This window comes from Gallibacterium sp. ZY190522, assembly GCF_054166015.1.
In genome coordinates, this window is sequence record NZ_CM135118.1 from 869,241 (window position 1) to 893,307 (window position 24,067).

17 protein-coding genes and 1 riboswitch are annotated in these 24,067 nt (G+C 37.4%); of the genes, 10 read left to right on the forward strand and 7 right to left on the reverse strand.

Annotated elements, in window-relative coordinates; all coding sequences use genetic code 11:
* The first annotated feature begins 513 nt into the window (after positions 1-513).
* From glgB to glgA, 4 genes are all read left to right on the forward strand, one after another.
* Positions 514-5,055 carry a 1,4-alpha-glucan branching protein GlgB gene (glgB, locus tag ACXPAV_RS04370; RefSeq protein WP_458004176.1) on the forward strand — a complete coding sequence of 1,514 codons (4,542 nt, stop codon included), beginning with the start codon at positions 514-516 and terminating at the stop codon, positions 5,053-5,055.
* A gap of 29 nt (positions 5,056-5,084) precedes the next feature.
* Complete coding sequence (glgX, locus tag ACXPAV_RS04375) at positions 5,085-7,118, forward strand: glycogen debranching protein GlgX (protein ID WP_458004177.1); 2,034 nt, start codon at positions 5,085-5,087, stop codon at positions 7,116-7,118.
* A gap of 15 nt (positions 7,119-7,133) precedes the next feature.
* A complete protein-coding gene (glgC, locus tag ACXPAV_RS04380) occupies positions 7,134-8,474 on the forward strand; it encodes a glucose-1-phosphate adenylyltransferase (RefSeq protein ID WP_039093181.1) in 1,341 nt (446 codons plus the stop codon).
* 80 nt (positions 8,475-8,554) lie between these two features.
* On the forward strand, positions 8,555-9,985 hold the full coding sequence (glgA, locus tag ACXPAV_RS04385) for a glycogen synthase GlgA (RefSeq protein WP_458004178.1): 1,431 nt from the start codon (positions 8,555-8,557) through the stop codon (positions 9,983-9,985).
* 625 nt (positions 9,986-10,610) lie between these two features.
* Here the strand turns inward: glgA and ACXPAV_RS04390 are convergent.
* Complete coding sequence (locus ACXPAV_RS04390) at positions 10,611-11,024, reverse strand: H-NS family histone-like protein (protein WP_039132848.1); 414 nt, start codon at positions 11,022-11,024, stop codon at positions 10,611-10,613.
* Between the two features lie 168 nt (positions 11,025-11,192).
* Positions 11,193-11,372: riboswitch (Lysine riboswitch) on the forward strand.
* Positions 11,373-11,457: 85 nt separating this feature from the next.
* On the opposite strand from ACXPAV_RS04390, the gene ACXPAV_RS04395 reads away from it, so the two are divergent.
* From ACXPAV_RS04395 to ilvN, 3 genes are all read left to right on the forward strand, one after another.
* Entirely contained in the window at positions 11,458-12,993 is a 1,536-nt protein-coding gene (locus tag ACXPAV_RS04395) for a Na+/H+ antiporter NhaC family protein (protein ID WP_458004179.1), read from the forward strand.
* Positions 12,994-13,209: 216 nt separating this feature from the next.
* Positions 13,210-14,928: an acetolactate synthase 3 large subunit gene (locus ACXPAV_RS04400; protein ID WP_458004180.1), complete on the forward strand. Its 1,719-nt coding sequence runs from the start codon at positions 13,210-13,212 to the stop codon at positions 14,926-14,928.
* Complete coding sequence (gene ilvN, locus ACXPAV_RS04405) at positions 14,928-15,425, forward strand: acetolactate synthase small subunit (protein ID WP_021461667.1); 498 nt, start codon at positions 14,928-14,930, stop codon at positions 15,423-15,425. Before ACXPAV_RS04400 ends, ilvN begins: the two co-directional genes overlap by 1 nt.
* A 48-nt stretch (positions 15,426-15,473) precedes the next feature.
* On the opposite strand, the gene ACXPAV_RS04410 is transcribed toward ilvN, so the two are convergent.
* Positions 15,474-15,749, reverse strand: a complete 276-nt coding sequence (locus ACXPAV_RS04410) for a helix-turn-helix domain-containing protein (RefSeq protein WP_039132862.1) — start codon at positions 15,747-15,749, stop codon at positions 15,474-15,476.
* A 5-nt stretch (positions 15,750-15,754) separates the two neighbouring features.
* Positions 15,755-16,108, reverse strand: a complete 354-nt coding sequence (locus ACXPAV_RS04415) for a hypothetical protein (protein WP_167333057.1) — start codon at positions 16,106-16,108, stop codon at positions 15,755-15,757.
* On the opposite strand from ACXPAV_RS04415, the gene ACXPAV_RS04420 reads away from it, so the two are divergent.
* On the forward strand, positions 16,101-16,418 hold the full coding sequence (locus ACXPAV_RS04420) for a hypothetical protein (RefSeq protein ID WP_458004181.1): 318 nt from the start codon (positions 16,101-16,103) through the stop codon (positions 16,416-16,418). The genes ACXPAV_RS04415 and ACXPAV_RS04420 overlap by 8 nt on opposite strands.
* Before the next feature lie 208 nt (positions 16,419-16,626).
* On the opposite strand, the gene ACXPAV_RS04425 is transcribed toward ACXPAV_RS04420, so the two are convergent.
* From ACXPAV_RS04425 to erpA, 4 genes are all read right to left on the reverse strand, one after another.
* Positions 16,627-17,991, reverse strand: a complete 1,365-nt coding sequence (locus ACXPAV_RS04425; protein ID WP_458004182.1) for an L-serine ammonia-lyase — start codon at positions 17,989-17,991, stop codon at positions 16,627-16,629.
* Between the two features lie 91 nt (positions 17,992-18,082).
* Positions 18,083-19,375 (reverse strand): HAAAP family serine/threonine permease, encoded by a 1,293-nt coding sequence (locus tag ACXPAV_RS04430; protein ID WP_409026120.1) that lies wholly within the window; start codon positions 19,373-19,375, stop codon positions 18,083-18,085.
* Between the two features lie 188 nt (positions 19,376-19,563).
* Positions 19,564-19,938, reverse strand: coding sequence for a UPF0231 family protein (locus ACXPAV_RS04435; protein WP_458004183.1), 375 nt, complete (start codon positions 19,936-19,938; stop codon positions 19,564-19,566).
* 54 nt (positions 19,939-19,992) lie between these two features.
* Positions 19,993-20,337: an iron-sulfur cluster insertion protein ErpA gene (gene erpA / locus ACXPAV_RS04440; RefSeq protein ID WP_013744856.1), complete on the reverse strand. Its 345-nt coding sequence runs from the start codon at positions 20,335-20,337 to the stop codon at positions 19,993-19,995.
* A 198-nt stretch (positions 20,338-20,535) separates the two neighbouring features.
* On the opposite strand from erpA, the gene map reads away from it, so the two are divergent.
* Positions 20,536-21,333, forward strand: coding sequence for a type I methionyl aminopeptidase (gene map / locus ACXPAV_RS04445; protein WP_458004184.1), 798 nt, complete (start codon positions 20,536-20,538; stop codon positions 21,331-21,333).
* A 102-nt stretch (positions 21,334-21,435) separates the two neighbouring features.
* Positions 21,436-24,066, forward strand: coding sequence for a bifunctional uridylyltransferase/uridylyl-removing protein GlnD (gene glnD / locus ACXPAV_RS04450; protein ID WP_285090868.1), 2,631 nt, complete (start codon positions 21,436-21,438; stop codon positions 24,064-24,066).
* Position 24,067: the final 1 nt, after the last annotated feature.

Consider the following 24,067-nt stretch of genomic DNA (forward strand, 5'->3'; position numbering starts at 1 on the left):
ATCCTTTTTTCTCAAATAGTAAAAGACAGTTATTTTAACTAAAAAGAGGTATCAATCTGGTCAGACTTGTTGGAAGAAATAGTTTAAAAAGATGATTAAATACGGTGACGATACTCGGATAATATGTGTAATAACATAATAACTGATTCAAGCATTTTACAATTTGTATGTTTTTGGCTACAGTTCTCTTCAATTGATGAAGCTTATCAGTTTTACAATAATACATAATTTGAGAGAAATGATGGGGTGATGTTTCCATATCATTTTCATTTTTTAGTGACTTTTTTCAATCCCTTTCATAAAAAATAAGCAAAAAATCAAAAATATTGTGGGCGAGATCATAACTTTGACATATTACAGTAGGTTTTATACTAAAAAGAGAGTATAAAATACTTATTCGTTTTATCATATTTACTACAGAGCAAACGATTGCTTGTGCTTGATAGGAACGATGCTTGTAGCAGTATGATGAAGTATGTCGTGGAGATACTGTTGTATTTTGTGGAGAATCTCGTGGAATTATCGACTTCTGGTTCCTCTAATGGACTCATTTCAAGAAGATCTCAACTGGAACAGCAAGCTCGTGCTGTTGGTGTTTCGCCTTTCTATTATACGTTGGAAGGACAGAAAATTGATGTTGATGATACTGTCTTATCTCAATTAATTTCGTGGTTGAAACCTGAGCAAAATAGTGTAGGACAGTTTAAAAATGTCTTTGTGTTAAATGCAGAAACAGTAGAATATTTGGACTGGCAAAAGCTTAATTTTGCAGATGATGAAATACCATACCAGCTTTTAAATGAAAATAATGAAAAAATTGAAAATAGCTGGGACTTTCAGAGCAGAGAATATATTAAGTTTATGCCGTTATCGATGGGTTATTACTATTTGATAACAAATTATGCTCGCTACTGTTTATTGGTTGCACCAGCGAAAATTTATCAGCCAACCTTATTAAGTAATGGTAATAAAGTCAGTGGCTTAAATGTTCAGCTTTATAGTTTACGTTCACCGCGAAATTGGGGAATTGGTGATTTAGCCGATTTAGAGGCAATTGCGGTAGAGTATGCAAAGGATGGTATTGATTTTATTGGGATTAACCCGTTGCATGCACTGTTTCCGGCACATCCTGAATGGGCGAGTCCTTATAGCCCGTCATCTCGCCGATGGTTAAATCCGATTTATTTAGCAGTAGATCTTTTGCCTGAAGCAACTTCAAGCGCGTTTATTACGTGGTTTAATGATGATTCTGTTCAACAACAATTGATCCAGCTGCAAGAGAGTGCTTGGGTAGATTATTCTGGTATTTGGCAGATAAAATTGGAAGCATTGCGTATTGCTTATCGAGCATTTAAACGTGAAAAGCAGTTTGATGCTCGCCGTCAAGAATTTGCTCAATTTGTTGCCCAACAAGGTGAATCTCTTTATTTGCACGGTCTTTTTGAAGCTTTGGATCATACTTTTTCTCAACAGCAAAAAGAAGAAATAGATGACCAGCTTTTAGGCTGGTTTGCTTGGGAAAGCGCTTATCAAACACCTTATAGTAAAGAGGTAAAGCAATTCGCTGCAAAAAATAAGATACAAATCGAATTTTATATGTGGTTGCAGTGGTTGATGCACGATCAACTTGCATCAGTACGAAAATCCTTAACACGGTCTGGTGTAGAATTAGGACTTTACGGTGATTTAGCAGTTGGTGTGGCGCGTGGTGGTTCAGATACTTGGTGTGATCGTCAGCTATTTTGTTTACAGGCCTCTGTTGGTGCACCACCGGATGAACTTGGCCCGGCAGGACAGAACTGGCAATTGCCTCCGTTACAACCGCAACAATTACGTGCGTTGGGCTATCAACCGTTGATTAAATTATGGCGAGCCAATATGTTAAATTATGGTATTTTGCGTATTGATCATGTAATGGCGCTGTATCGTTTATGGTGGATTACTTCGGGCAATAATGCAGCAAATGGTGCTTATGTTCATTATCCAATTGATGAAATGATGGCAGTGTTGGCAATTGAAAGCCATCGTTGTCATTGTTTGATTGTTGGCGAGGATTTGGGAATTGTGCCACCAGAAGTGCGTCAATGGTTGGATCGTTATGGTGTTTATTCTTATGCAGTGATGTATTTCAATCGTAGTTACGATGGTTATTTATTGCCGGAACAATATAAAAGAAATGCATTAGCGGTAGTCAGTACTCACGATTTAGCACCAGTGAGCGGTTTTTGGCAGGCAACCGACATTGAAACAATGTATCAGCTCGGAGTGTTACAACAGGATAAATATGAAAAAGCACTGCAACAACGATCTGATGATAAATTACGCTTTATCCAAACATTAAAACAGGCAAAATTATTGCCAACATTCCCACGGGACTTTTCTTTGACGAATGAACTGAACTTGGCGATACATCAGTTAGGTGCAGTAAGTAAAAGTCAATTATTTGCCTTGCAGCCAGAAAATTTATTAGGAGTTACTTCATCATTCAATATTCCGGGAGTAGCAAAAGCGTATCCGAATTGGCGGTATCGTTTGCCGAATTCATTACTTGATCCGAAAATTATTCAAGAATTGCATCGTGATTTACGTCAAATTATTGCTACAAGACAAACCTTGCCGACAGAGGTGGCGGCGGAATGTTATCAAGATAGTCTCAAATTTATTTTATTAGGAAAAAATAGTATGGTTACCCTTGATTATAACCAAATCGAACAGTTATTTAATGCGGTACACGCTGATCCGTTCTCTTTCTTAGGCCCACATATGACAGAGCAGGGGCTAATGATTCGAGCCTTATTGCCGAATGCAAAACAGGTAGAAATTTATAATCGTGATAGAAATCATTGTTTAGCTACAATGAAAGCTGTCGATGAACGTGGATTTTTTGTTGCATTATCGCCACATTCTGAGGTCAATCTGCATTATGTATTTAAAATTCAATATGAAAACAGTGCAGAAGCGATCTATCAGGAAGATCCTTATCGATTTCCATCCTGTTTGTTTGAGTTGGATAACTGGCTATTAAGAGAAGGGACACATCATCGTCCGTATGAAGCGATGGGGGCGCATTTAACTGAAAATAGTTATGTCTCTGGGGTCAACTTTAGTGTTTGGGCGCCAAATGCTCGTCGTGTTTCTGTGGTCGGTGATTTTAACCAATGGGATGGTCGTCGTCACGTTATGCGCTTTCATCAGGAAAGTGGCATCTGGGAAATCTTTATTCCTAATATTAATGAAGGCAGTCTATATAAATTTGAAATTTTGGATGCAAATGGTAATTTGCGTTTGAAATCGGATCCTTATGCCTTTGCTGCACAATTGCGTCCGGAGACAGCTTCGGTTGTTACAAAATTGCCACCAAAACAACCGTATAATGCAGAACGAGCGAAAGCGAATGCGATTGATGCACCGATCAGTATTTATGAAGTGCATTTGGGATCTTGGCGACGCAATTTAGAAAATAATTACTGGCTAAGCTATGAGCAAATCGCAGATGAATTGATTCCTTATGTAAAAGAAATGGGTTTCACTCATATTGAATTATTGCCATTATCAGAATTTCCATTTGATGGTTCGTGGGGTTACCAACCGTTAGGATTATATGCTCCAACCAGTCGTTTTGGTGATGCAACAGGATTATGCCATTTCCTTGAAAAAGCACACGAAGCAGGAATTTATGTGTTGTTAGATTGGGTTGTTGGTCATTTCCCAACAGATGATTACGGTTTGCGTAAATTTGATGGCACAGCATTATATGAACACGCTGATCCACGAGAAGGTTATCACCAAGATTGGAATACATTGATTTACAACTTTGGACGTAATGAAGTGCGTAACTATCTAAGTGGTAATGCATTGTATTGGATAGAACGTTACGGTTTTGACGGTTTGCGGGTTGATGCGGTTGCCTCAATGATTTATCGAGATTACAGCCGTGCAAATGGCGAGTGGATCCCGAATCAATATGGTGGGCGTGAAAATTTGGAAGCGATCAATTTTTTACAGCGTACCAATGCGTTATTACAGGATGAACAGCGTGGGGTATTGGCGATTGCGGAAGAGAGTACCGCATTTCCAGGCGTTAGCCACGATACAAAAAGCGGCGGTTTAGGTTTCCAATTTAAGTGGAATATGGGCTGGATGAATGATACGTTGCGTTATATGAAATTAGATCCGATTTATCGTAAGTATCACCATAATTTATTAACATTCGGGATGATGTATCAATATAGCGAACATTTTGTGTTGCCATTATCGCATGATGAGGTGGTCCACGGCAAAGGCTCTTTGTTAAGCAAAATGCCGGGTGATTGCTGGAAACAATTCGCTAATTTACGTGTTTATTACGGTTATATGTGGGGCTTTCCGGGTAAAAAACTGCTCTTTATGGGGAATGAGTTTGCTCAAGGCAGAGAATGGAATTATCAAGAAAGTTTGGATTGGTTCTTGCTCAATGACGAATACGATGGTTGGCATAATGGTGTTCAAAAATGGGTGCGAGATTTAAATCATCTTTATCAACGTTATCCAGCATTGTGGCAGCAGGATCAGCATCCTAATGGTTTTGAATGGTTAGTTGTGGATGATGCGGAACAATCGGTTTTAGTATTTGCTCGTTATGCGAAAAACGGTGATACCGTAGTTGTCGTGTGTAATTTTACTCCTGAAGTTCGTCATAATTACCGTTTTGGTGTGCGTAAAGCAGGATTTTATCGTGAGGTGCTGAATTCCGATGATGCGTCCTATAAAGGTAGCGGTGTGAATAACGGTGAAGGCGTTTGGAGTGAAAAAATCGAAAGCCACGGTAAAGCTAACTCAATCAGCATTGATGTGCCGCCACTAGGTGCAAGTTATTTTGTATTGGAAAATGCAGAGGATGATGAAAATGATGATGCGAAACTGGCAGAAGCTACAACAGCACAGCAAGCGGTTACTGTAGCAACCAAGGGAAAAGAAATCCTTTCAGATACTAATAATAGTAAAGTAAGTAAAACGGCTTCCAAAAGAAAACCGGCTAAAAAAGCGAAATCAGTGAAACGAAAAACTAATAAATAATGATTATGTAGCATAGGGATTAAGTAGTTATGGTTCATCATCTTAAACGGCTGAAATCAGGTTCAATTAGAGAATTTGAGATAGAGAAAAAGCAGGTCTTTATTGGTTATGATTATCCGATTGGTTGTCATCGTGCCGAATTTGCTGGCAAAAAAGGCTTTAATTTTGTTTTAGTTGCACCCCACGCTACCAAAGCTTGGCTTTGCCTGTTTGATGAGCATAGCCACGAAACTCGTTATTCAATGTTCAGACAGCAAGATTGCTTTACTCTTTTTGTAGTTGATGTTGATGTAGGGCAGAAATATGGTTTTCGTTTAGAGGGCGATACGGGGCTTCCTTATTGTTACAATGTCACTAAATTGTTGATTGATCCCTATAGTCGAGCAGTAGAGGATTTGCCTTCATTGTTCACTTTTGATCAATTAAAGCTATTCCACTGGAATAATCAAGAAAACAATGCTTGGCTTGCACCGAAAAGTGTTATTACTGAAGATGATTTTGATTGGCAAGATGATCAAGCTCCACGAACACCTTGGTCTCAAACTATTATTTATGAATTACACGTTAAAGGATTTTCTAAATTAAATAATGCTATATCTGTAGCATCAAGAGGAACATTTTCGGGGTTAGCTGATGAATCTAGTTTAGCATATTTGCGAAACTTAGGGGTAACTGCAGTAGAATTATTGCCAATAATGTTGCATTTAGATGAACCTCATCTACAGCAAAAACATAAAAGAAACTATTGGGGCTACAATGTGTTAGCACATTTTGCCCCAGATCAAAGGTTATCATCAATAAAAGCTGTATCATTAGAATTGAAATCTGTAGTAAGAGCCTTGCACCGAATGGGGATTGAAGTGATTTTGGATGTAGTTTTTAACCATACGGCGGAAAATGATATTTCCGGACCAACGCTTTGTCAGCGAGGCATTGATAATTACCTTTATTATTGGCATCACCAACAGCAATATGAAAATTGGACTGGTTGTGGAAATAGTTTAAATCTATCAGAACCTCGTGTATTACAGTGGGTAATGGATTGTCTGCGTTATTGGGTCAAAGAATTTCATATTGATGGTTTTCGCTTTGATTTGGCAGCCGTATTGGGTAGAACGCCACAATTCAATGCAAAAGCTGCTTTTTTTACTGCACTACAACAAGATCCTGTTTTAGCAAATTGTAAGCTGATCGCTGAACCTTGGGATATTGGTTCAGGTGGTTATCAATTAGGATCTTTCCCTGATTTTTTTGCTGAATGGAATGATCGTTTCCGTGGTGATATTCGCCGTTTCTGGTTAAGAGATAGTCAACAGCTTGGTGTATTAGCACAACGCTTTGCCGGTAGTGCGGACACTTTTCAACATCAATATCGTTCTCCTCATTGTTCAATAAATTTTGTTACCGCACATGATGGCTTTAATTTACAGGATTTGGTCAGTTATAACGAAAAGCATAATTGGGATAACGGCGAAGATAATCGTGATGGAGATAATCATAATTTTTCTTTTAATCACGGTGTAGAGGGAGAAACTGACGATATTGATATTAAACAACAACGTATATTCAGTAAAAAAGCATTGTTGGCAACAGAGTTATTGGCATTAGGAACGCCTATGTTATTGGCAGGAGATGAAATTGGTCATAGCCAGCAGGGCAATAATAATTGTTATTGTCAAGATAATGAATTGACGTGGTTAAATTGGCAAGAAACAGATACAGAATTGCAACAATATGTGGTAGATCTCATCGCTTTACGTAAAGAAATGGCGATAACCGGTATTTATGATGATTGGTGGAATACCGAAAATGCACAATGGTTTACCCCTCAGGGCGAACCGATGCAAACACAAGATTGGCAACAGGGACGAGCCTTAGCGTTGTTATTACAAGGAAAGTATCTATTACTTTTTAATGCTAATCGTGGTGAGCAAATTTTTCAGCTTCCAGCCGGAATTTGGCAGAAACGGTTTGGCGAGGGTCTCAGGATCGAACAATCTCAAGCGATTGTGGCACATCTGGGAGTTGTTATTTTAATGCAATCACTTATTGAAAAACGATAACCACAGGAGAATATTATGAGCGCAGCAACAGCCACTACAACGAAAAACGCTATCCCAACGCGTGAAAGCATTGCCAATGATACGTTAGTTCTTATTTTAGCTGGGGGACGAGGTTCTCGTTTGCACGAAATGACCGATCGTCGAGCGAAACCTGCTGTTTACTTTGGAGGGGCACATCGTATTATTGACTTTGCCTTATCTAATTGTCTTAATTCAGGTTTATTAAAAATTGGGGTAATTACGCAATACGAAGCACATTCGTTATTACGTCATTTACAACACGGTTGGTCATTTTTACCGCGAGAACGAGGACATTTCGTGGATATGTTGCCGGCTCGTCAGCAATTAAATGATTCTACTTGGTATCGAGGTACGGCGGATGCGGTATGGCAAAATGTTCCAATTATGAAAGATCATTATCGTCCTAAATATGTGCTTATTCTTGCCGGCGACCATATTTATAAGATGGATTATATGCGTATGATTGAAGATCATATTGAATTCGGTGGTAAGGCAACTGTAGGTTGTATTGAAGTGCCGAAAGAGGATGCAAAGGCATTTGGTGTGATGGCGGTAAATGAAAAATTAAAAGTGGAACAGTTTGTAGAAAAACCGTCAAATCCACCAACATTACCACATAAACCTGATTCATCTTTGGCATCAATGGGAATTTATGTTTTTGATGCTGATTATCTGTATGATATTTTGGCACGTGAAGCTAGTTACGAAAATACCTCTCACGATTTCGGTAAAGATATTATTCCGGCGATGGTGAAAGAAGGATTGCTTTATGCCCATCCGTTTGAACGTTCAAGCAAAGGTAGAAATACACAAGGTTTGATCTATTGGCGTGATGTAGGTACTTTGGAAAGTTACTGGTCGGCAAATATTGATTTAGTCAGTGAAAAACCTCAACTGGATATGTTTGACAGTAGCTGGCCGATTCGTACTGTACCTAAACAAACGCTACCAACAAAGTTCTTCTATAAACATCCACATAAACAAACTATTGATAATTCACTTATCGGGGGGAGTAGTGTAATTACTGATGCGGAAATCAGTAATTCGGTGCTGTTTGACCACGTTAGGGTAGACGAGGGATCAAAAATTGAATATGCAGTTATTTTGCCTCAAGTAAAAATTGGCAAAAACTGCGTATTACGTCGTTGTATTATTGATCGTAATTGCCACATTCCGGATGGTATGAAAATTGGTGTAGATCTTGAATTGGATCGTCAACGTTTTAGGATAAGTAGTAAAGGGGATATTGTATTGGTAACAGAGCCAATGCTGGAAAAACTTTTTGATCAAGAAGAATCAGCGATTGATGCAACAAAAACAGATAAAGAAGAGTAATCTGTTATTCCTGTCTTAATAAATATCCGCTTTTTATTGATAAAGCGGATATTTTACTTAAAAAAATTAAGGTTAAATCAATGAAAGTACTTCATATTTGTTCTGAATTATACCCATTAATTAAAACTGGCGGTTTAGCTGATGTAATGGGTGCATTACCATTTGCACAACAAGCGGAAGGTATGAATGTTAGGGTCGTTTTACCAATGTATCCGGCGGTAGCAGAAAAACTTCCGCAACATCAACATTCATTACATTTATTCAGTTTTGCCGGACATATTGAAATTCGTTTTGCAGAATATAAAGGCATTGGCATTTATTTAATTAATGCACCACATCTATTTGATCGCGGTGGTAATCCATATCATAACGAATATTATCAGGATTATTCCGATAACTATTTACGCTTTGCAACGCTTGGTTGGGTAGGAGCTTCCTTAGCCGCTGGAGCAGATCAGTGGTGGGGCGAGGCGGATGTTATGCATATGCACGATTGGCAAGCTGGTTTGGCAGCAGCTTATGCTACTGCTTGGCAATTACCATTGAAGAAAATTTTTACCATCCATAATTTAGCTTATGCAGGTATGTTTAATGCCCGTCATATGGCGGAATTACAGCTGCCATATCACTTTTTCCACGTTGATGGTTTGGAGTTTTACGGACAAATTTCTTATCTTAAATCTGGTTTGTATTATGCCGATGAAATTACAGCAGTAAGTCCAACTTATGCTAAAGAGATTACCGATCCTAGTATGGCATACGGTTTTGATGGTTTATTGCAAACTCGAGCAGCCCAAAATCGCTTACACGGTATCTTAAATGGTGTTGACGATCAAGTTTGGAATCCTGCAACAGATAACTACATTGCTAAAACCTATAAACACGGCAAAATGCAAGGTAAGAAAAAAGACAAACAGGTATTGCAGGCAGAATTCGGTTTAACAGAAACAGAAACTGTACCCTTGTTAGTAATGGTTACTCGTTTAGTGGAACAAAAAGGTGCAGATTTGGTGATTAATGCTGCAGAAGCATTAATAAATCGTGGTGTGCAATTGGCTGTGTTAGGAACAGGTGCACCACATTTTGAAGAAGCTTTACGTCAATTAGCAGCGAAATACCCACAACAAATTGGTGTAAAGATTGCGTATAACGAAGCTCTTTCTCACCAAATGGTGGCTGGTGGTGATGTTATTTTAGTACCGAGCCGTTTTGAACCTTGCGGGTTAACACAATTATACGGCTTAAAATATGGTACTTTGCCACTAGTGCGTGCGACCGGTGGATTAGCTGATACGGTAGTAGACACCACACCGGAAACACAAAAACAAAAAATCGCAACTGGTTTTGTGTTCCAATTTGCAGATGTGGAGGGTTTTCTTTATGCTATTGATCAAATGTTGTCTATTTGGCAAAAACCACGACAATGGAGTTTAATACGTTCTACTGCGATGAGCCAAGATTTCAGTTGGCAAAAAGCAGCAAAAAGTTATTTTGAATTGTATAATAAATAATTGATCGAAACTAAAAAAGCATTTCCAATGAGTGATCTGCACCCTAAAGTTAGTCTTATTATCCAACACATAGGGTGCAGATTTTTATGGCTGAATATAGCCGAATTTGTAAGTAGCAAGTCGTTGATTGCTATTTTCAATACTACGAAAGCCTTTTTATTCACCTATCTTACGTTTGCCGTTTCTAGACTAACATTGATTGCTCAATTCAACATTCCAAAACAGAGAAGTAACATCTGACTAAATCTGTTTATATTTCGATATTGAAGGATTACAACTACAACCTAAAAGACGGACTGCAATGAAAAAATACAGATTCAGTCCTTAAAATTGTAGTTTAACTTTTCGGAATAAATCAGTAGAATGCTTTTTATATCGAAAAATTAACAACTCTAAATTCAATAATAAAGAGCAAACCTGATTATCAAAAAGTGTATTTTGGGAAGGAATTATTCATTTTTGGATATACTGTAAATTAATGTAGCATTAACTTTTATATTAAAAGTGACAGGGTAGAAGAGCTTATTACGATAGATAATTTTGAATAATCTACATATTTCAACCCAAAAAGAAAAAAGAAAGGTCTATTATTCAAAAAATAGACCTTAAAAATGGATAATAAATATTACTTAATTTCAAAGCTTTCTAAAGTTGCACCTTTGTCAATCTGAATTTGCATTGCTTTTGGAGTTCTACCTTGACCAGTCCAAGTTTTTCTAGAACCATCCAAATCTGTATATTGATATTTTGCAGGACGAGGAGCCCGTTTTTTATGTTGAGATGGATTGAATTTTTGTAAGCTCATCACTTCTAACAATTCTTCCGGAGAAATACCTTCTGATTTTAATAATTCTTTATATTTTTCAATTTTTTCTTGATGAGCAGCAATACTCTGTTTTTTAGATTCTTCTTCTGCTTTTCTTTCTTCAACAACTTGTTCAAATTTACTGAAAATTGTCATTAATTGTTCAAAAGATAATTCACGAGCTACAAGGCGCAATGAGCGAATATTATTTAATGTTTTTAATAACTCTTCCATTAATAATTCTCCTATGGATATGTTAATAGTATTGGAATAAAAAAGAACAAAGTGATTTTATAGAAAATAATAGAAAAGGTAAATATAAAAATTAATAAAAGAATAATTAAATAATAAATATAATTTAAAAGAACTTGCTTTTTTTGTCACTTGTTGTATCTTTTAGCCACCTGAAGTAGAGGTGCGATTATTATAAGTAGCTTCTTTGAGCTGACAGCTTTGAGAAGAAGGGAAAGGAATAACCGCCGAAATCAATTAAGCGTCATCTTAATTGGTTGGGATCGTTGCCGAAAGGGACGATACTGTCATAGTATTATTTTTGTTTAACTATGGAGCGCTACGAGTTAAGGTGGTTAATCTTTTTTATCCTTCCTTATTTGTGAATCCTTTTGAACACTCGCTAGACGCTTTTGCTTTTTATTAGGTTAGCGTTATGGAACTTACTGATTTTTCTTCTTCTGTGTGGTCGATTGTACCGCCATTATTAGCTTTAACATTAGCCATGCTAACAAGGCGTGTGCTTTTATCATTAACAACAGGGATTGTTGTTGGTGCATTAATGTTGACGAATGCCAATCCGCTTGATGCGGCAATTTATATTAAAAATAGTGTTTTATCATTAGTCTATGGTGAAGACGGTATTAATCATAATAATGTGAATATTATTATTTTTTTATTAGTGTTGGGTGCATTGACTTCATTACTAACTGTATCTGGAAGCAATCAGGCATTTGCTGCTTGGGCTCAAAGACATATTAAAAATAGACGTGGTGCAAAATTATTAACTGCGTGCTTGGTATTTTTTACTTTTATTGATGATTATTTCCATAGTTTAGCTGTGGGAGCAATTGCTCGTCCGGTAACTGATAAATTTAAAGTTTCTCGTGCAAAATTGGCCTATATTTTGGATTCAACCGCCGCACCAATGTGTGTATTGATGCCTATTTCAAGTTGGGGTGCTTATATTATGACGCTTGTTGCTGGATTATTAGCAACACATTCAATTACAGAGTATTCGCCGATGGGGGCATTTGTGGCAATGAGTGCGATGAACTATTATGCAATATTTGCCATTATCACTGTCTTTTTCGTTGCTTATTTCTCTTTTGATATCGGCTCAATGGCTCGCCACGAAAATCAAGCATTACAGGCAGAGCATAACAGTGAACAACAAGATGAAGAAGTTGTTAAAGGGCGAGTTAGTGCTTTAATCGTACCAATTTTAGTTTTAATTGCCGGTACAGTGTCAATGATGATGTATACTGGATATCAAGCATTAACGGAAAATGGGCAGTCTTTTTCAGTTTTAGGGGCATTTGAAAACACGACTGTTGGTATTTCGCTGGTTGTTGGTAGTTTAATTTCTTTTGTCGTTGCTTCGTTATTTGTATTCAATACCATCAGTTTTACTGACTATATTAAAGCTATTCTTCTTGGTTTTAAATCAATGTCCGGTGCAATTACTATTCTCTTTTTTGCTTGGACAATTAATACTATCGTTGGTGATGTTAATACTGGAAAATATTTGGCTAGCCTTGTCAGTGGCAATATGATGACACAATTATTGCCTGCATTATTATTCCTTCTTGCCATTATTATGGCTTTCTCTACTGGGACAAGTTGGGGGACATTCGGAATTATGCTACCAATTGCAGCAGCAATGGCAGCAAATGCCGATCCTGCATTAATGTTGCCTTGTTTATCAGCTGTAATGGCGGGCGCTGTGTGTGGTGACCACTGCTCACCAGTATCCGACACTACAATCTTGTCTTCTACTGGCGCAGCTTGTAACCATATTGACCATGTTACAACACAATTGCCTTACGCAGCAGTAGTTGCAGTTGCTTCATTTGCTGGTTATATCGGGGTAGGTTTTACAGATTCAGCCATTTTAGGTTTTGTAATAACTGCCGTTGCGTTGACGATTTTACTTTTCATTTTTAGATCTCAACGGAAAATTTCAAAATAAATTAAATAAAAATTATATTTTATAAAATACGGCTTTATGCCGTATTTTTTTTGATTTTTTCTAAAATCATTTTATTTTTTTCTTTAAAACGCTGCTTGTTTAGCATTAACTTCTAAAGTTATTCTCATTTGTCGATATGTGTTGCTATAGACAAAGTTAAAAATATGCAGTAAAACTAAATCACAACATCAATAAAACAAGAAAATGGAGAAGGATATGAAAAAATTATCTGGTGCGGAAATGGTCGTTCAATCATTACGAGATCAGGGTGTGGAATATTTATTTGGTTATCCCGGTGGTTCGGTGCTAGATATTTATGATGCTATTCATCAACTTGGCGGTATTGAACATATTTTAGTACGTCACGAGCAGGGGGCAGTCCATATGGCAGACGGTTATGCACGTTCAACAGGCAAAGTTGGTTGTGTTTTAATCACTTCTGGTCCTGGAGCAACGAATACTATTACAGGAATTGCCACAGCCTATATGGATTCTGTTCCATTGGTGGTGCTATCCGGTCAGGTAATGGGGAATTTAATCGGTAGCGATGCATTCCAAGAGTGTGATATGGTCGGTATTTCTAGACCAGTCGTGAAACATAGCTTTTTAGTGAAGAAAGCAGAAGATATTCCTTATATTATGAAAAAAGCATTTTATATTGCTTCAACTGGTAGACCTGGCCCAGTTGTTATTGATTTACCGAAAGATGTACTTAATCCGGCAGTCAAATATAATTACAGTTATCCGGAAGAGGTACACTTGCGTTCCTATAATCCGACTTTACAAGGACATAAAGGACAAATTAAGAAAGCACTTAAAGCTATTCAAATTGCCAAGCGTCCTGTTTTGTTTATTGGTGGTGGGGTGATCACTTCAAATTGTACTGAAGAAGTAACTCAATTTGCACATAATTTAAACCTTCCTGTGACTGCATCTTTAATGGGATTAGGTGGTTTCCCAGGTGATGATAAACAATTCCTTGGAATGCTTGGTATGCACGGCACCTATGAAGCCAATAACGCCATGCATCAGAGTGATCTAATTATTGGTATCGGAGTACGTTTTGATGACCGAACTACCAATAATTTGGCAAAATATTGTCCTTATGCTCAAGTGATTCATATTGATATTGATCCAACTTCAATTTCAAAAAATGTTATTGCTAATATTCCAATTGTAGGTGATGCGAAAACGGTATTAGATGAATTTTTAACTTTGTTAACAGAAGAGGATATTGCGAAAGCACAACAATGGTTATCTGATTGGTGGCAACAAATTGAACAATGGCGAGAAAAACATTGCTTAAATTATGAAAAAAATAGTGAAGTAATTAAACCGCAGCAGGTTATTGAAACACTTTATAAATTAACTAAAGGAGAAGCTTATATTGCTTCAGATGTAGGGCAACATCAAATGTTTGCAGCATTGCATTATCCTTTTGCTAAACCGCGTCGTTGGATCAATTCAGGAGGATTGGGAACAATGGGTTTTGGTTTGCCGGCAGCATTAGGGGTGAAATTGGCACATCCTGAAGCAAGCGTTGTCTGTGTAACCGGTGATGGCAGTATTCAAATGAATATTCAAGAACTTTCAACGGCAAAACAGTACGGAATACCAATAGTGATTGTTAGTTTAAATAACCGTTTCTTGGGAATGGTAAAACAATGGCAGGATATTATTTATGCTGGACGTCATTCACAATCTTATATGGATTCATTACCTGATTTTGTAAAATTGGCTGAGGCTTATGGACATATCGGAATGCGAATTGAACATCCTGACGAATTGGAAACTAAATTAGCGGAAGCATTGGCAATTAAGGATAAAGTGGTATTTGTCGATATTCGTGTTGACGAAACTGAACACGTTTATCCAATGCAAATGCGTGGTGGTGCAATGAATGAAATGTATTTAAGCAAAACGGAGAGATCATAATGCGTAGAATTTTATCAGTATTATTAGAAAATGAGTCAGGTGCGTTATCTCGTGTCGTTGGATTGTTCTCACAACGTGCTTTTAATATCGAAAGTTTAACCGTTGCGCCGACAGATGATCCGACACTTTCCCGTATGACAATTGAAGCTTATGGTGATGAACAGGTATTGGAACAGATTGAAAAGCAATTACATAAATTAATCGATGTCTATCGCGTAATTAATCTAAGTGATGTCGAGCACGTGGAGAGAGAAGTATTGCTGATTAAAGTTAAAGCTCAAGGACAGGTGAGAGAAGAGGTAAAACGGATGGCAGATATTTATCGTGGACAGATTGTCGACGTTACGCCAAAAACTTATACCGTTCAGTTAAATGGTGATAGTGAAAAATTGAACGCTTTTATTAAAGCCTTAAAAGAGGAAACTTCCGTCATTGAAATTGTACGTTCCGGTTTAATTACGCTTTCGCGTGGCGAGAAAAATTGTCTACTATTGTAAAATACCTCAAGAAGAAAAATGTCGAGTATAATTAAAACTCGACATTTTTTATTTCTCTTTTTCTTCCTTCGCCGATAGAATTTGCTGTTGCAGTTGTGCCAACACTTCAGTTGGTTCTAATTCCAGAGCAATACAATATTGAATAAATTCAACAATATCCAAACATCTGTCGCCGGTTTCAATCTTTCCTATCAGCGAATAAATAACACCGAGCCTGTCGGATAAAACCCGTTGCGATAAACCTAATGTTTTACGTTTTTTAATAAAAAGTTCACGTAAAAACACCTGTTCCTGAGAATAAATAGATGATCTTAATTTTTTCATTGCACCTATTTTAGGTTCGCTAATGAACCTGTTTTAGGTGCAAAATCAAAAATTAGGAGGAAATATGACTGATGCACTATCGCAAAAAACAAAGACTGGGTAACTGCGGCAATTATTGTCTGTATTTTTGCCGTTTTAGGCATTCTCTTTTTGGGAATGGTGTTTGTTCCTTTAGCTGCCATTATTGCGATAATCGGCACTATTTTTGCGATAAAAAGTAGAAATACGAAAGGGATATGTCTAAATATCCTAGCGTGGGTTTTAGTTTTCATTGGCTTAATCACTTCGCCGATGTTATTGGCATTGATCGGATTAGGCGGCGCAGGATTGCAATAGTAAGGAGGAAGAATAATGCGCAAATGTTATTCTTTTTTTTCTATTTTAGTATTAAGTGGCTGTGGTATGGTCGGCAATACAGTGATTTCTGATGCTTCACTACAAAGCAAAGCGGCTTTTGCACTCAATACAACGGCAGATAAGGTAACAATCAGTCATCGTCAAGCGAGTTTAGATGATATTCGCTTTACTGCCAATATCGGGAAAAAACAGTATCAATGTTATATTACAACGGTTGCCGGAGTAATTTCTTCTGATGCTGTTTGTTCCGGAACAACAGGAAATAAAAAACGCTCTTGTAATGCGTTAGAAAAAGCGGCAAATCGCTGCTGATACGGCATAAAGGATTGAATAAATAAATTCGATCCTTTCAATAAATGTCTAATTCTATTATTGCTATTATCGTCAATCAGTTTCGTTATCCGAACTTCTCAATTTTTTCTCATAATTTAATTAATCACCTTATCTGCTGTTTTTTATTGATAAATCAGCTGATAAAAAAAGGGAAACGGTGATGTTTCCCTTTTTTCAATTTTAGCAATTAATCACAAATTACCTTAACAGCTAAACCACCCTGAGAAGTTTCTCGATATTTGGCATTCATATCTTTGCCGGTTTCATACATTGTTTCTATTACTTTATCTAATGTTACTCGTGGCTGTGTGTTACGACGTAACGCCATTCTGCTGGCATTTATTGCTTTTACGGAAGCAATTGCATTACGCTCAATACAAGGTACTTGTACCTGACCACCGACCGGATCACAAGTTAATCCAAGATTATGTTCCATTGCAATTTCCGCCGCCATACAGACCTGTTCCGGTGTGCCGCCCAAAATTTCTGTTAAACCGGCTGCCGCCATTGAACAGGCAACACCAACCTCACCTTGGCATCCTACTTCAGCACCGGAAATCGAGGCATTCATTTTATAAAGCGAACCGATAGCACTGGTCGTTAATAAATAACAATCACGCACTTCATCGCTAATTGGTGCAATAAATTTTTGATAATAGGCAAGTACTGCAGGTACAATACCGCAAGCACCATTCGTTGGTGCTGTAACAACACGACCGCCAGCAGCATTTTCCTCATTTACCGCTAAAGCATACATATTAATCCAGTCAATCACTTTCATTGGGTCATTTGATAATGAATTATTAGCTTCCAATAAGCGACGTAATCCAGCAGCACGGCGTGGTACTTTTAATGGGCCTGGCAATAAACCATCTGTATGTAATCCGTGTTGGATACATTCCTGCATTGTTTGCCAAACTTTGGCAAGATGTGCCTCCAATTCCGTTTTTCTATGTAACGCTAATTCATTACGCAACATAATGCCAGAAATAGCTAGTCCGTTTTCTTGGCAGTGATGAATTAAATCGGCAGCACTTTGATAAGGGAAGGGGACTTGTTGCTCAGAAGATTGTTCTTGGTGAAAATGTGCTTCATCAACAATGAAGCCACCGCCAATAGAGTAATATGTATTGCTGTAAAGGCATTCATCTTGATGATAGGCACTGATTGTCATACCATTTTCATGCAATGGCAAAAAAGTAGAATGAAATTGCATATCTTGATAAAAATCAAAAGCAATTTCGTGCTGAGCTAATGCCAGTGGAAACCGTTTCTGTTTTTTAATCTGATCAATAAAGAGAGGAATGTGATCAATATCCACATTATCAGGCAAGTATCCTGCTAAGCCGAGAATAATGGCTATGTCGGTATTATGTCCGCGACCGGTCATAGAAAGCGAACCATAGACATCAATATGCAACCGGGTAACTTGCTCTAATTGCTGTTGTTTTACTAAATGATCAATAAATTCTTTACCGGCTTTCATTGGGCCAACAGTATGAGAACTTGAAGGTCCTATGCCGATTTTATACATATCAAACACACTAATCATAATACGCTCTAATTTTTTATTATTCTGATAAATATAGCCTTAGGTCATTAACCTAAGGCAAAGGATGTAAATTTTAATGAAAAAGCGAGAACTATGCCACGAGATTATAGACAATATTTGAAATAGCGATTAACCCCATCACCACCACAAAAACATTGCTTAACTTACCGCTGTAACGTTTCATTGCCGGAATACGTTTAATCGCATACATCGGCATAATGAACAAGATCATTGCGATAATAGGGCCGCCTAGAGATTCGATTAAACCTAAAATGCTTGGGTTGATAATCGCTACACCCCAAAGTGATAATAAGAAAAAGAGTGCTGAAACAAGGTTTAAACGGCGATGATTAATATTCGCGGAATGTTGGTTTTCGCCTTTTAATTTGAGATATAACCCCTGTAAACCCTCTCTTGCGCCCATATAATGACCAAAAAATGAACTGGTAATCGCTAAAAAGGCAACCAAAGGACCAAGATAGGAGATATAAGGATTATCAAATTTATTGGCAAGGAAAGAGAGAATAGCAATATTTTGTTCTTTGGCTAATAACAAATCTTCCGGTGTTAAGGTTAAAACGCAACTAAAAACAAAGAACATCACAAACACTAATAAAATGGTCGCTGTGCCTTTTAATGTTTTGCTGGCGTGTTGTTCAGTAGTTGTGAAAGATTTATATTGACGTTGCTGTGAAAGCACAAAGGAAGAAATAGCAGGTGAGTGATTAAATGAAAAAACCAACACCGGAATGGTAATCCATAATGTTAATAAAAATTGCTCACCGCTCGGCATTTCTTGCAACATACTGGTGTTCCATTCAGGAATAAGATAAATCGACAACGCAAAAAGAATAAATACCAGCGGATAAACCAACCATTCCGTTACTTTTAACACCACTTTTTCACCCAATAGGAAAATACCGATTAGGCTACCGATTAAAATCAATGACAGTAAAACCCTTGATGGTGAAGCCATTCCTAATTGGTTTACCATAAATGAATCAACAGTATTGGTAATGCCGTTACCATAAATAAGAAGAATAGGGAAAATAGCAAAGAAATAGAGTAGCGTAATTAATTTACCGGCGGTCTTACCAAAATGTTCCTCCACCACTTCGGTTATATCGCTGCCCGGTTTGCTGGAAGAGAGCACAAAGCGTGCCAATCCGCGATGGGCAAAATAGGTCATAGGTCCAACTATTATGGTCATAATGACTAATGGCCAAAAACCACCTTTGCCGGCATTAATTGGTAAAAATAAAACACCTGCGCCTACGGCGGTGCCGAATAAATTCAGCACCCACGCCAGATCAAATTTATTCCAAATATGCGTTTTTGGACAAGATTGTTCCATTGCAGAACTTAGAGTTTGCTCATTTAACATACACACACCTTAGTTTATGAATTGATTAATAATAATTTTTTCAGCGTTATGATAGATAAGGTGTTTTTTGAATTCAAAACTTAATAAAAAGAAATGTTCAAGAATGTGATCCGCTTCGAAAAAAACGTTTCGATGAATTACATTTTTGAAACATTGTGTTGATAAATCAAACAGATAATGCTTAAAAATTACTCTTTGATAAACTGCTGATATTCAGCTAAAAAGTGTTCAAAATCTTCCAATCCACAAATTGCCATATTTTCTTCATCATAAAATTGAAGATCATCTTCTAAAATTTCATCAGAATTTTTTTCTGAAAAGAGAATATTGGCTTTAACCATCACTTCATCGTGATTAATATGGACGGAAAATTCCTTGCCCGGAATAATTTTGTCGATGCCATAAGGGGCGGAATGACACGCTTTTATTACTGCCATTAATTCAGCAATTTTGTTCAAATCACCACGAATTTCACTGTTTGCCCAACGTGCAACTGCTTCGTGTTCCATTGAACAACTGACATTAATTGTATTGCGATCAATGCGATAGAATTGAAATTCCATTTTATGCCCCCTTAAGATAAGAAAAGAAGGCTATGCTCGGATAGCCTTTTTAAATTAGATGCTGAAAGATGAACCGCAACCGCAGGTTGTTGTCGCATTTGGATTATCAACAACAAAACGTGAACCTTCCAATCCTTCAGTATAATCTACTGTTCCCCCAATTAAGTATTGTAAGCTCATTGGGTCAACCACCAAAGTCACGCCTGAATTTTCAATAGTAAGATCGCCTTCATTCACATTTTCATCAAAAGTAAATCCATATTGGAAACCGCTGCAACCGCCACCGGTAATATAAACACGTAATTTGAGATTTGGATTATCTTCGCCTTCAATTAAAAATTTTACTTTACGTGCTGCCGCATCGGTAAAAGTTAGCGGAATGGAAACATCATCACTCATTCTTGAACTCCTCATTGTTTTTTCATCATATAGTTACAAACTAAATAGTTATGATGAAGTGTAAATTATCTTAATAGTATGGCTATTATCTAATAACCTAGTAAATCGTTCAACAATTTCATTGAAAGGTTATTGATAACGTTGAAATAATGGTATGATAGCCATCGAAAAATTAAGAGTTTCAAATTGGAGAAAAAAATGACAATTCCATTAAGGACAGCAGAAGAAATCGAAAAATTGCGTATAGCCTGTAAGCTCGCTTCAGACGTATTAGTAATGATCGAACCCTATGTTAAAGCAGGTGTTACTACTGGCGAATTGGATCGTATTTGTCACGATTATATGATAAATGAGCAAAAAGTGATTCCAGCCTGTTTAAATTATCACGGTTTTCCAAAATCAGTATGTATTTCAATTAATGAGGTAGTATGTCACGGTATTCCGAATGATGAAAAGAAATTAAAAGATGGTGATATTCTCAATATTGATGTAACTGTGATTAAAGATGGTTATTTCGGTGATAATTCTAAAATGTATATGGTTGGCGAACCACCGATTCGTAGTAAAAAGTTATGCGAAGTTACTCAACAATCACTCTATTTAGCATTGCGTACTGTTAAACCGGGTATTCGTTTAAATGAAATCGGGCGCGTTATTCAACAGTATGTGGAAAAACAAGGCTTTTCTGTAGTGCGTGAATATTGTGGTCACGGTATCGGCACCGAGTTTCACAGTGATCCACAAGTTTTACACTATTATGCAGATGATGGTGGCGTGATCTTACAACCGGGAATGGTGTTTACGATTGAACCAATGGTCAACGCCGGCAAAAAAGAAATTCGCTTAATGGGCGATGGCTGGACAGTTAAGACTAAAGACCGTAGCCATTCCGCACAGTATGAACATCAAATCGTTGTTACCGAAAATGGTTGTGAAGTGATGACAATTCGTGATGAAGAACTGAATGATATCCAACGAATAATGGTAAATAATTAAAAAATTCTAAAAAAAGCGACCTTTTTTAAAAGAAATGGTCGCTTTTTTATTGAAAAAATAATATTGTTATCAACATAACAACCAAATTTATACAGGAATTCTATGCAAACACCACTATTCACCCAAGATTTAAGCCAAATTCCGTTTACCCCTGCCAATGTGCGTCAATTTTTTGCCGATTTAAAAGCAACTGAAACGGAAAATTTTAGTCAGAATATTGATATTTACTGTCTGATTAAACAGCGTAGTGATCTTTGTGATCAACTGTTATTGATGCTATGGCACCATTTCCGATTGGACAGTTATCCGCATTTAGCATTAATCGCAGTAGGTGGTTATGGGCGTGGCGAAATTTTTCCGCTGTCGGATTTAGATTTCTTGATTTTATCCTCCCAAAACTTAGATGAAGAGCAAGAACAGCAGATCGCCAATTTCGTGCAATTTTTATGGGATTGTCATTTTGAAGTCGGGCATAGTATTCGCACCTTGCCGCAATGTCTGGAAGAGGGGCGGAATGATATTAGTATCGCAACCAATTTACTGGAATCTCGTTTTCTAACCGGAAATAAACCGTTATTTGAAAAGTTGACACAACATATTTATCAAGATGATTTTTGGTCAATGCGTGACTTCTTTACGGCAAAAGTGGCAGAAAAAAATGAACGTTATCAACGTTATCACAATACAGCCTATAATTTAGAACCCGATCTTAAATATAGCCCCGGCGGATTGCGTGATTTGCACTTACTTTATTGGATTGCGTGGCGCCATTTCAAAGCGAAAAATCTAGATGATTTGCTTCATTTCGGCTTTATTTATCCGGAAGAGTATCAAGCATTATTTGAGTGCCAAACATTCCTGTTTAAACTTCGTTATGCCTTACATCTTGTGATTAAACGTTATGACAACCGTCTGTTATTTGAGCGTCAGTTAAAAATTAGTGGGATGCTAGGTTATCAGGGCGTTGGTAATCAAGCAGTGGAAACAATGATGAAAGCCTATTTTCGCAATTCACAACAGATTATGCAGTTAAGTGAAGTGTTAATGCAGGATTATCAAGAACAGTTTTTGTGTCCGAGTTGTGCAAAATCTGCTGAAAGAGTGGCTATCAGTCCGGCATTTTGCTTGGTGAATAACAGTATTCAGTTACAATGTCACGATATTTTCCAAACCAAGCCGGAAACGATGATTGAGCTGTTTTTACAACTCTGTCATTATCCGCAAAGTTATATCCATTCCAGCACATTGCGACAATTACGCCTTGCATTACTGAATCAACAAGGTTATTTAAGTGAATTGCCACAGGCGAGAAGTTATTTTATTCAGATTCTGCAACAACCGCATTGTATTACCAGAGCATTCGCGCCAATGCATCGTTATGGTGTGCTGAAAGCCTATTTACGGGAATGGAAGCATATTGTCGGCTTAATGCAATTTGATCTGTTTCACGCCTATACGGTTGATGAGCATACCATCCGTTTACTGCTTAAATTGGAGAATTTTGCTAATGAAACCAGTGCTGAAGCCTATCCTTTATGTCATAAAATTTTCTTAACATTGACTAAGCGCCCTCAACTTTATCTTGCCGCTTTATTTCACGATATAGCTAAAGGTCGCTCCGGTGATCACGCTGAATTGGGGGCGATTGATATGTATGATTTTGCAATCAAACATCACTTCAGTGAACAGGATGCGGAATTTATGGCTTGGTTGGTGTTATCGCACCTACAAATGTCAATTGTTGCACAAAGGCGAGATATTCACGATCCAGCGGAAATCAGCCATTTTGCCAAGATTGTGAATAATAAAACGCGGTTGGATTATTTGCTTTGTTTAACGGTGGCGGATATTTGCGCAACCAATGAAACCTTATGGAATAGCTGGAAAAAAACATTATTAACCACGCTTTATCGCTATACGAAACAGCAGCTGGATCAAGGCATTTCAGTACCGCTTGATTACAGCATTCAGATTTTACAGAACCGAATCAAAGCACTCGATATGATGCAACCAATGTTGGAAAAATATCAAATCAAAGTGAATGATGTAAATCAGTTATGGCAACGCTGTCCGCAAGAATATTTCTTACGCAATACCTCAAAACAGCTGGCGTGGCACGCTGAATATCTGTGCCAAATTGACGATTTAAGTAATGAAATTGTGGTTTTGGTGAGTAGCCGATTTTCACGTGGCGCAACAGAAATTTTCATTTATTGTGCTGATCAACCGCAACTGTTTAATAAAGTAGTGAGAACATTGGATGCAAAAAATTTGAGCATTCACGATGCCCAGATTATCACCGCCGAGAGTGGAGAAGTGTTCGACAGTTTTATTGTGACTGAAAATGACGGCAGTGCATTACGTAAACCGAGAAGAGATGAAATTGCTCAAGTTTTGAAAGCAGTGTTAAAAGGAGAAAAACGTGTGCCGACCGCTACCGCTCGCCGAAGCAGCAAACTGCAACATTTTAATGTGCCGCTTGAAGTCCGTTTCTTAAATATTGAGAAAACAGAACAGACAGAATTAGAATTAATTACTAAAGACAGAGCAGGATTATTGGCGATAATCAGTGATATTTTTACGCAGCAGCGATTAACATTGTCTAATGCGAAAATCACAACCAACGGTGAGAAAGCGGAGGACTTCTTTATCCTTACCAATGAAAAAGGCACCGCTTTGTCTGTGGAAGAGCGACGCTTGTTACAACTAAAACTGGAAGCAGGGCTTAACTAAT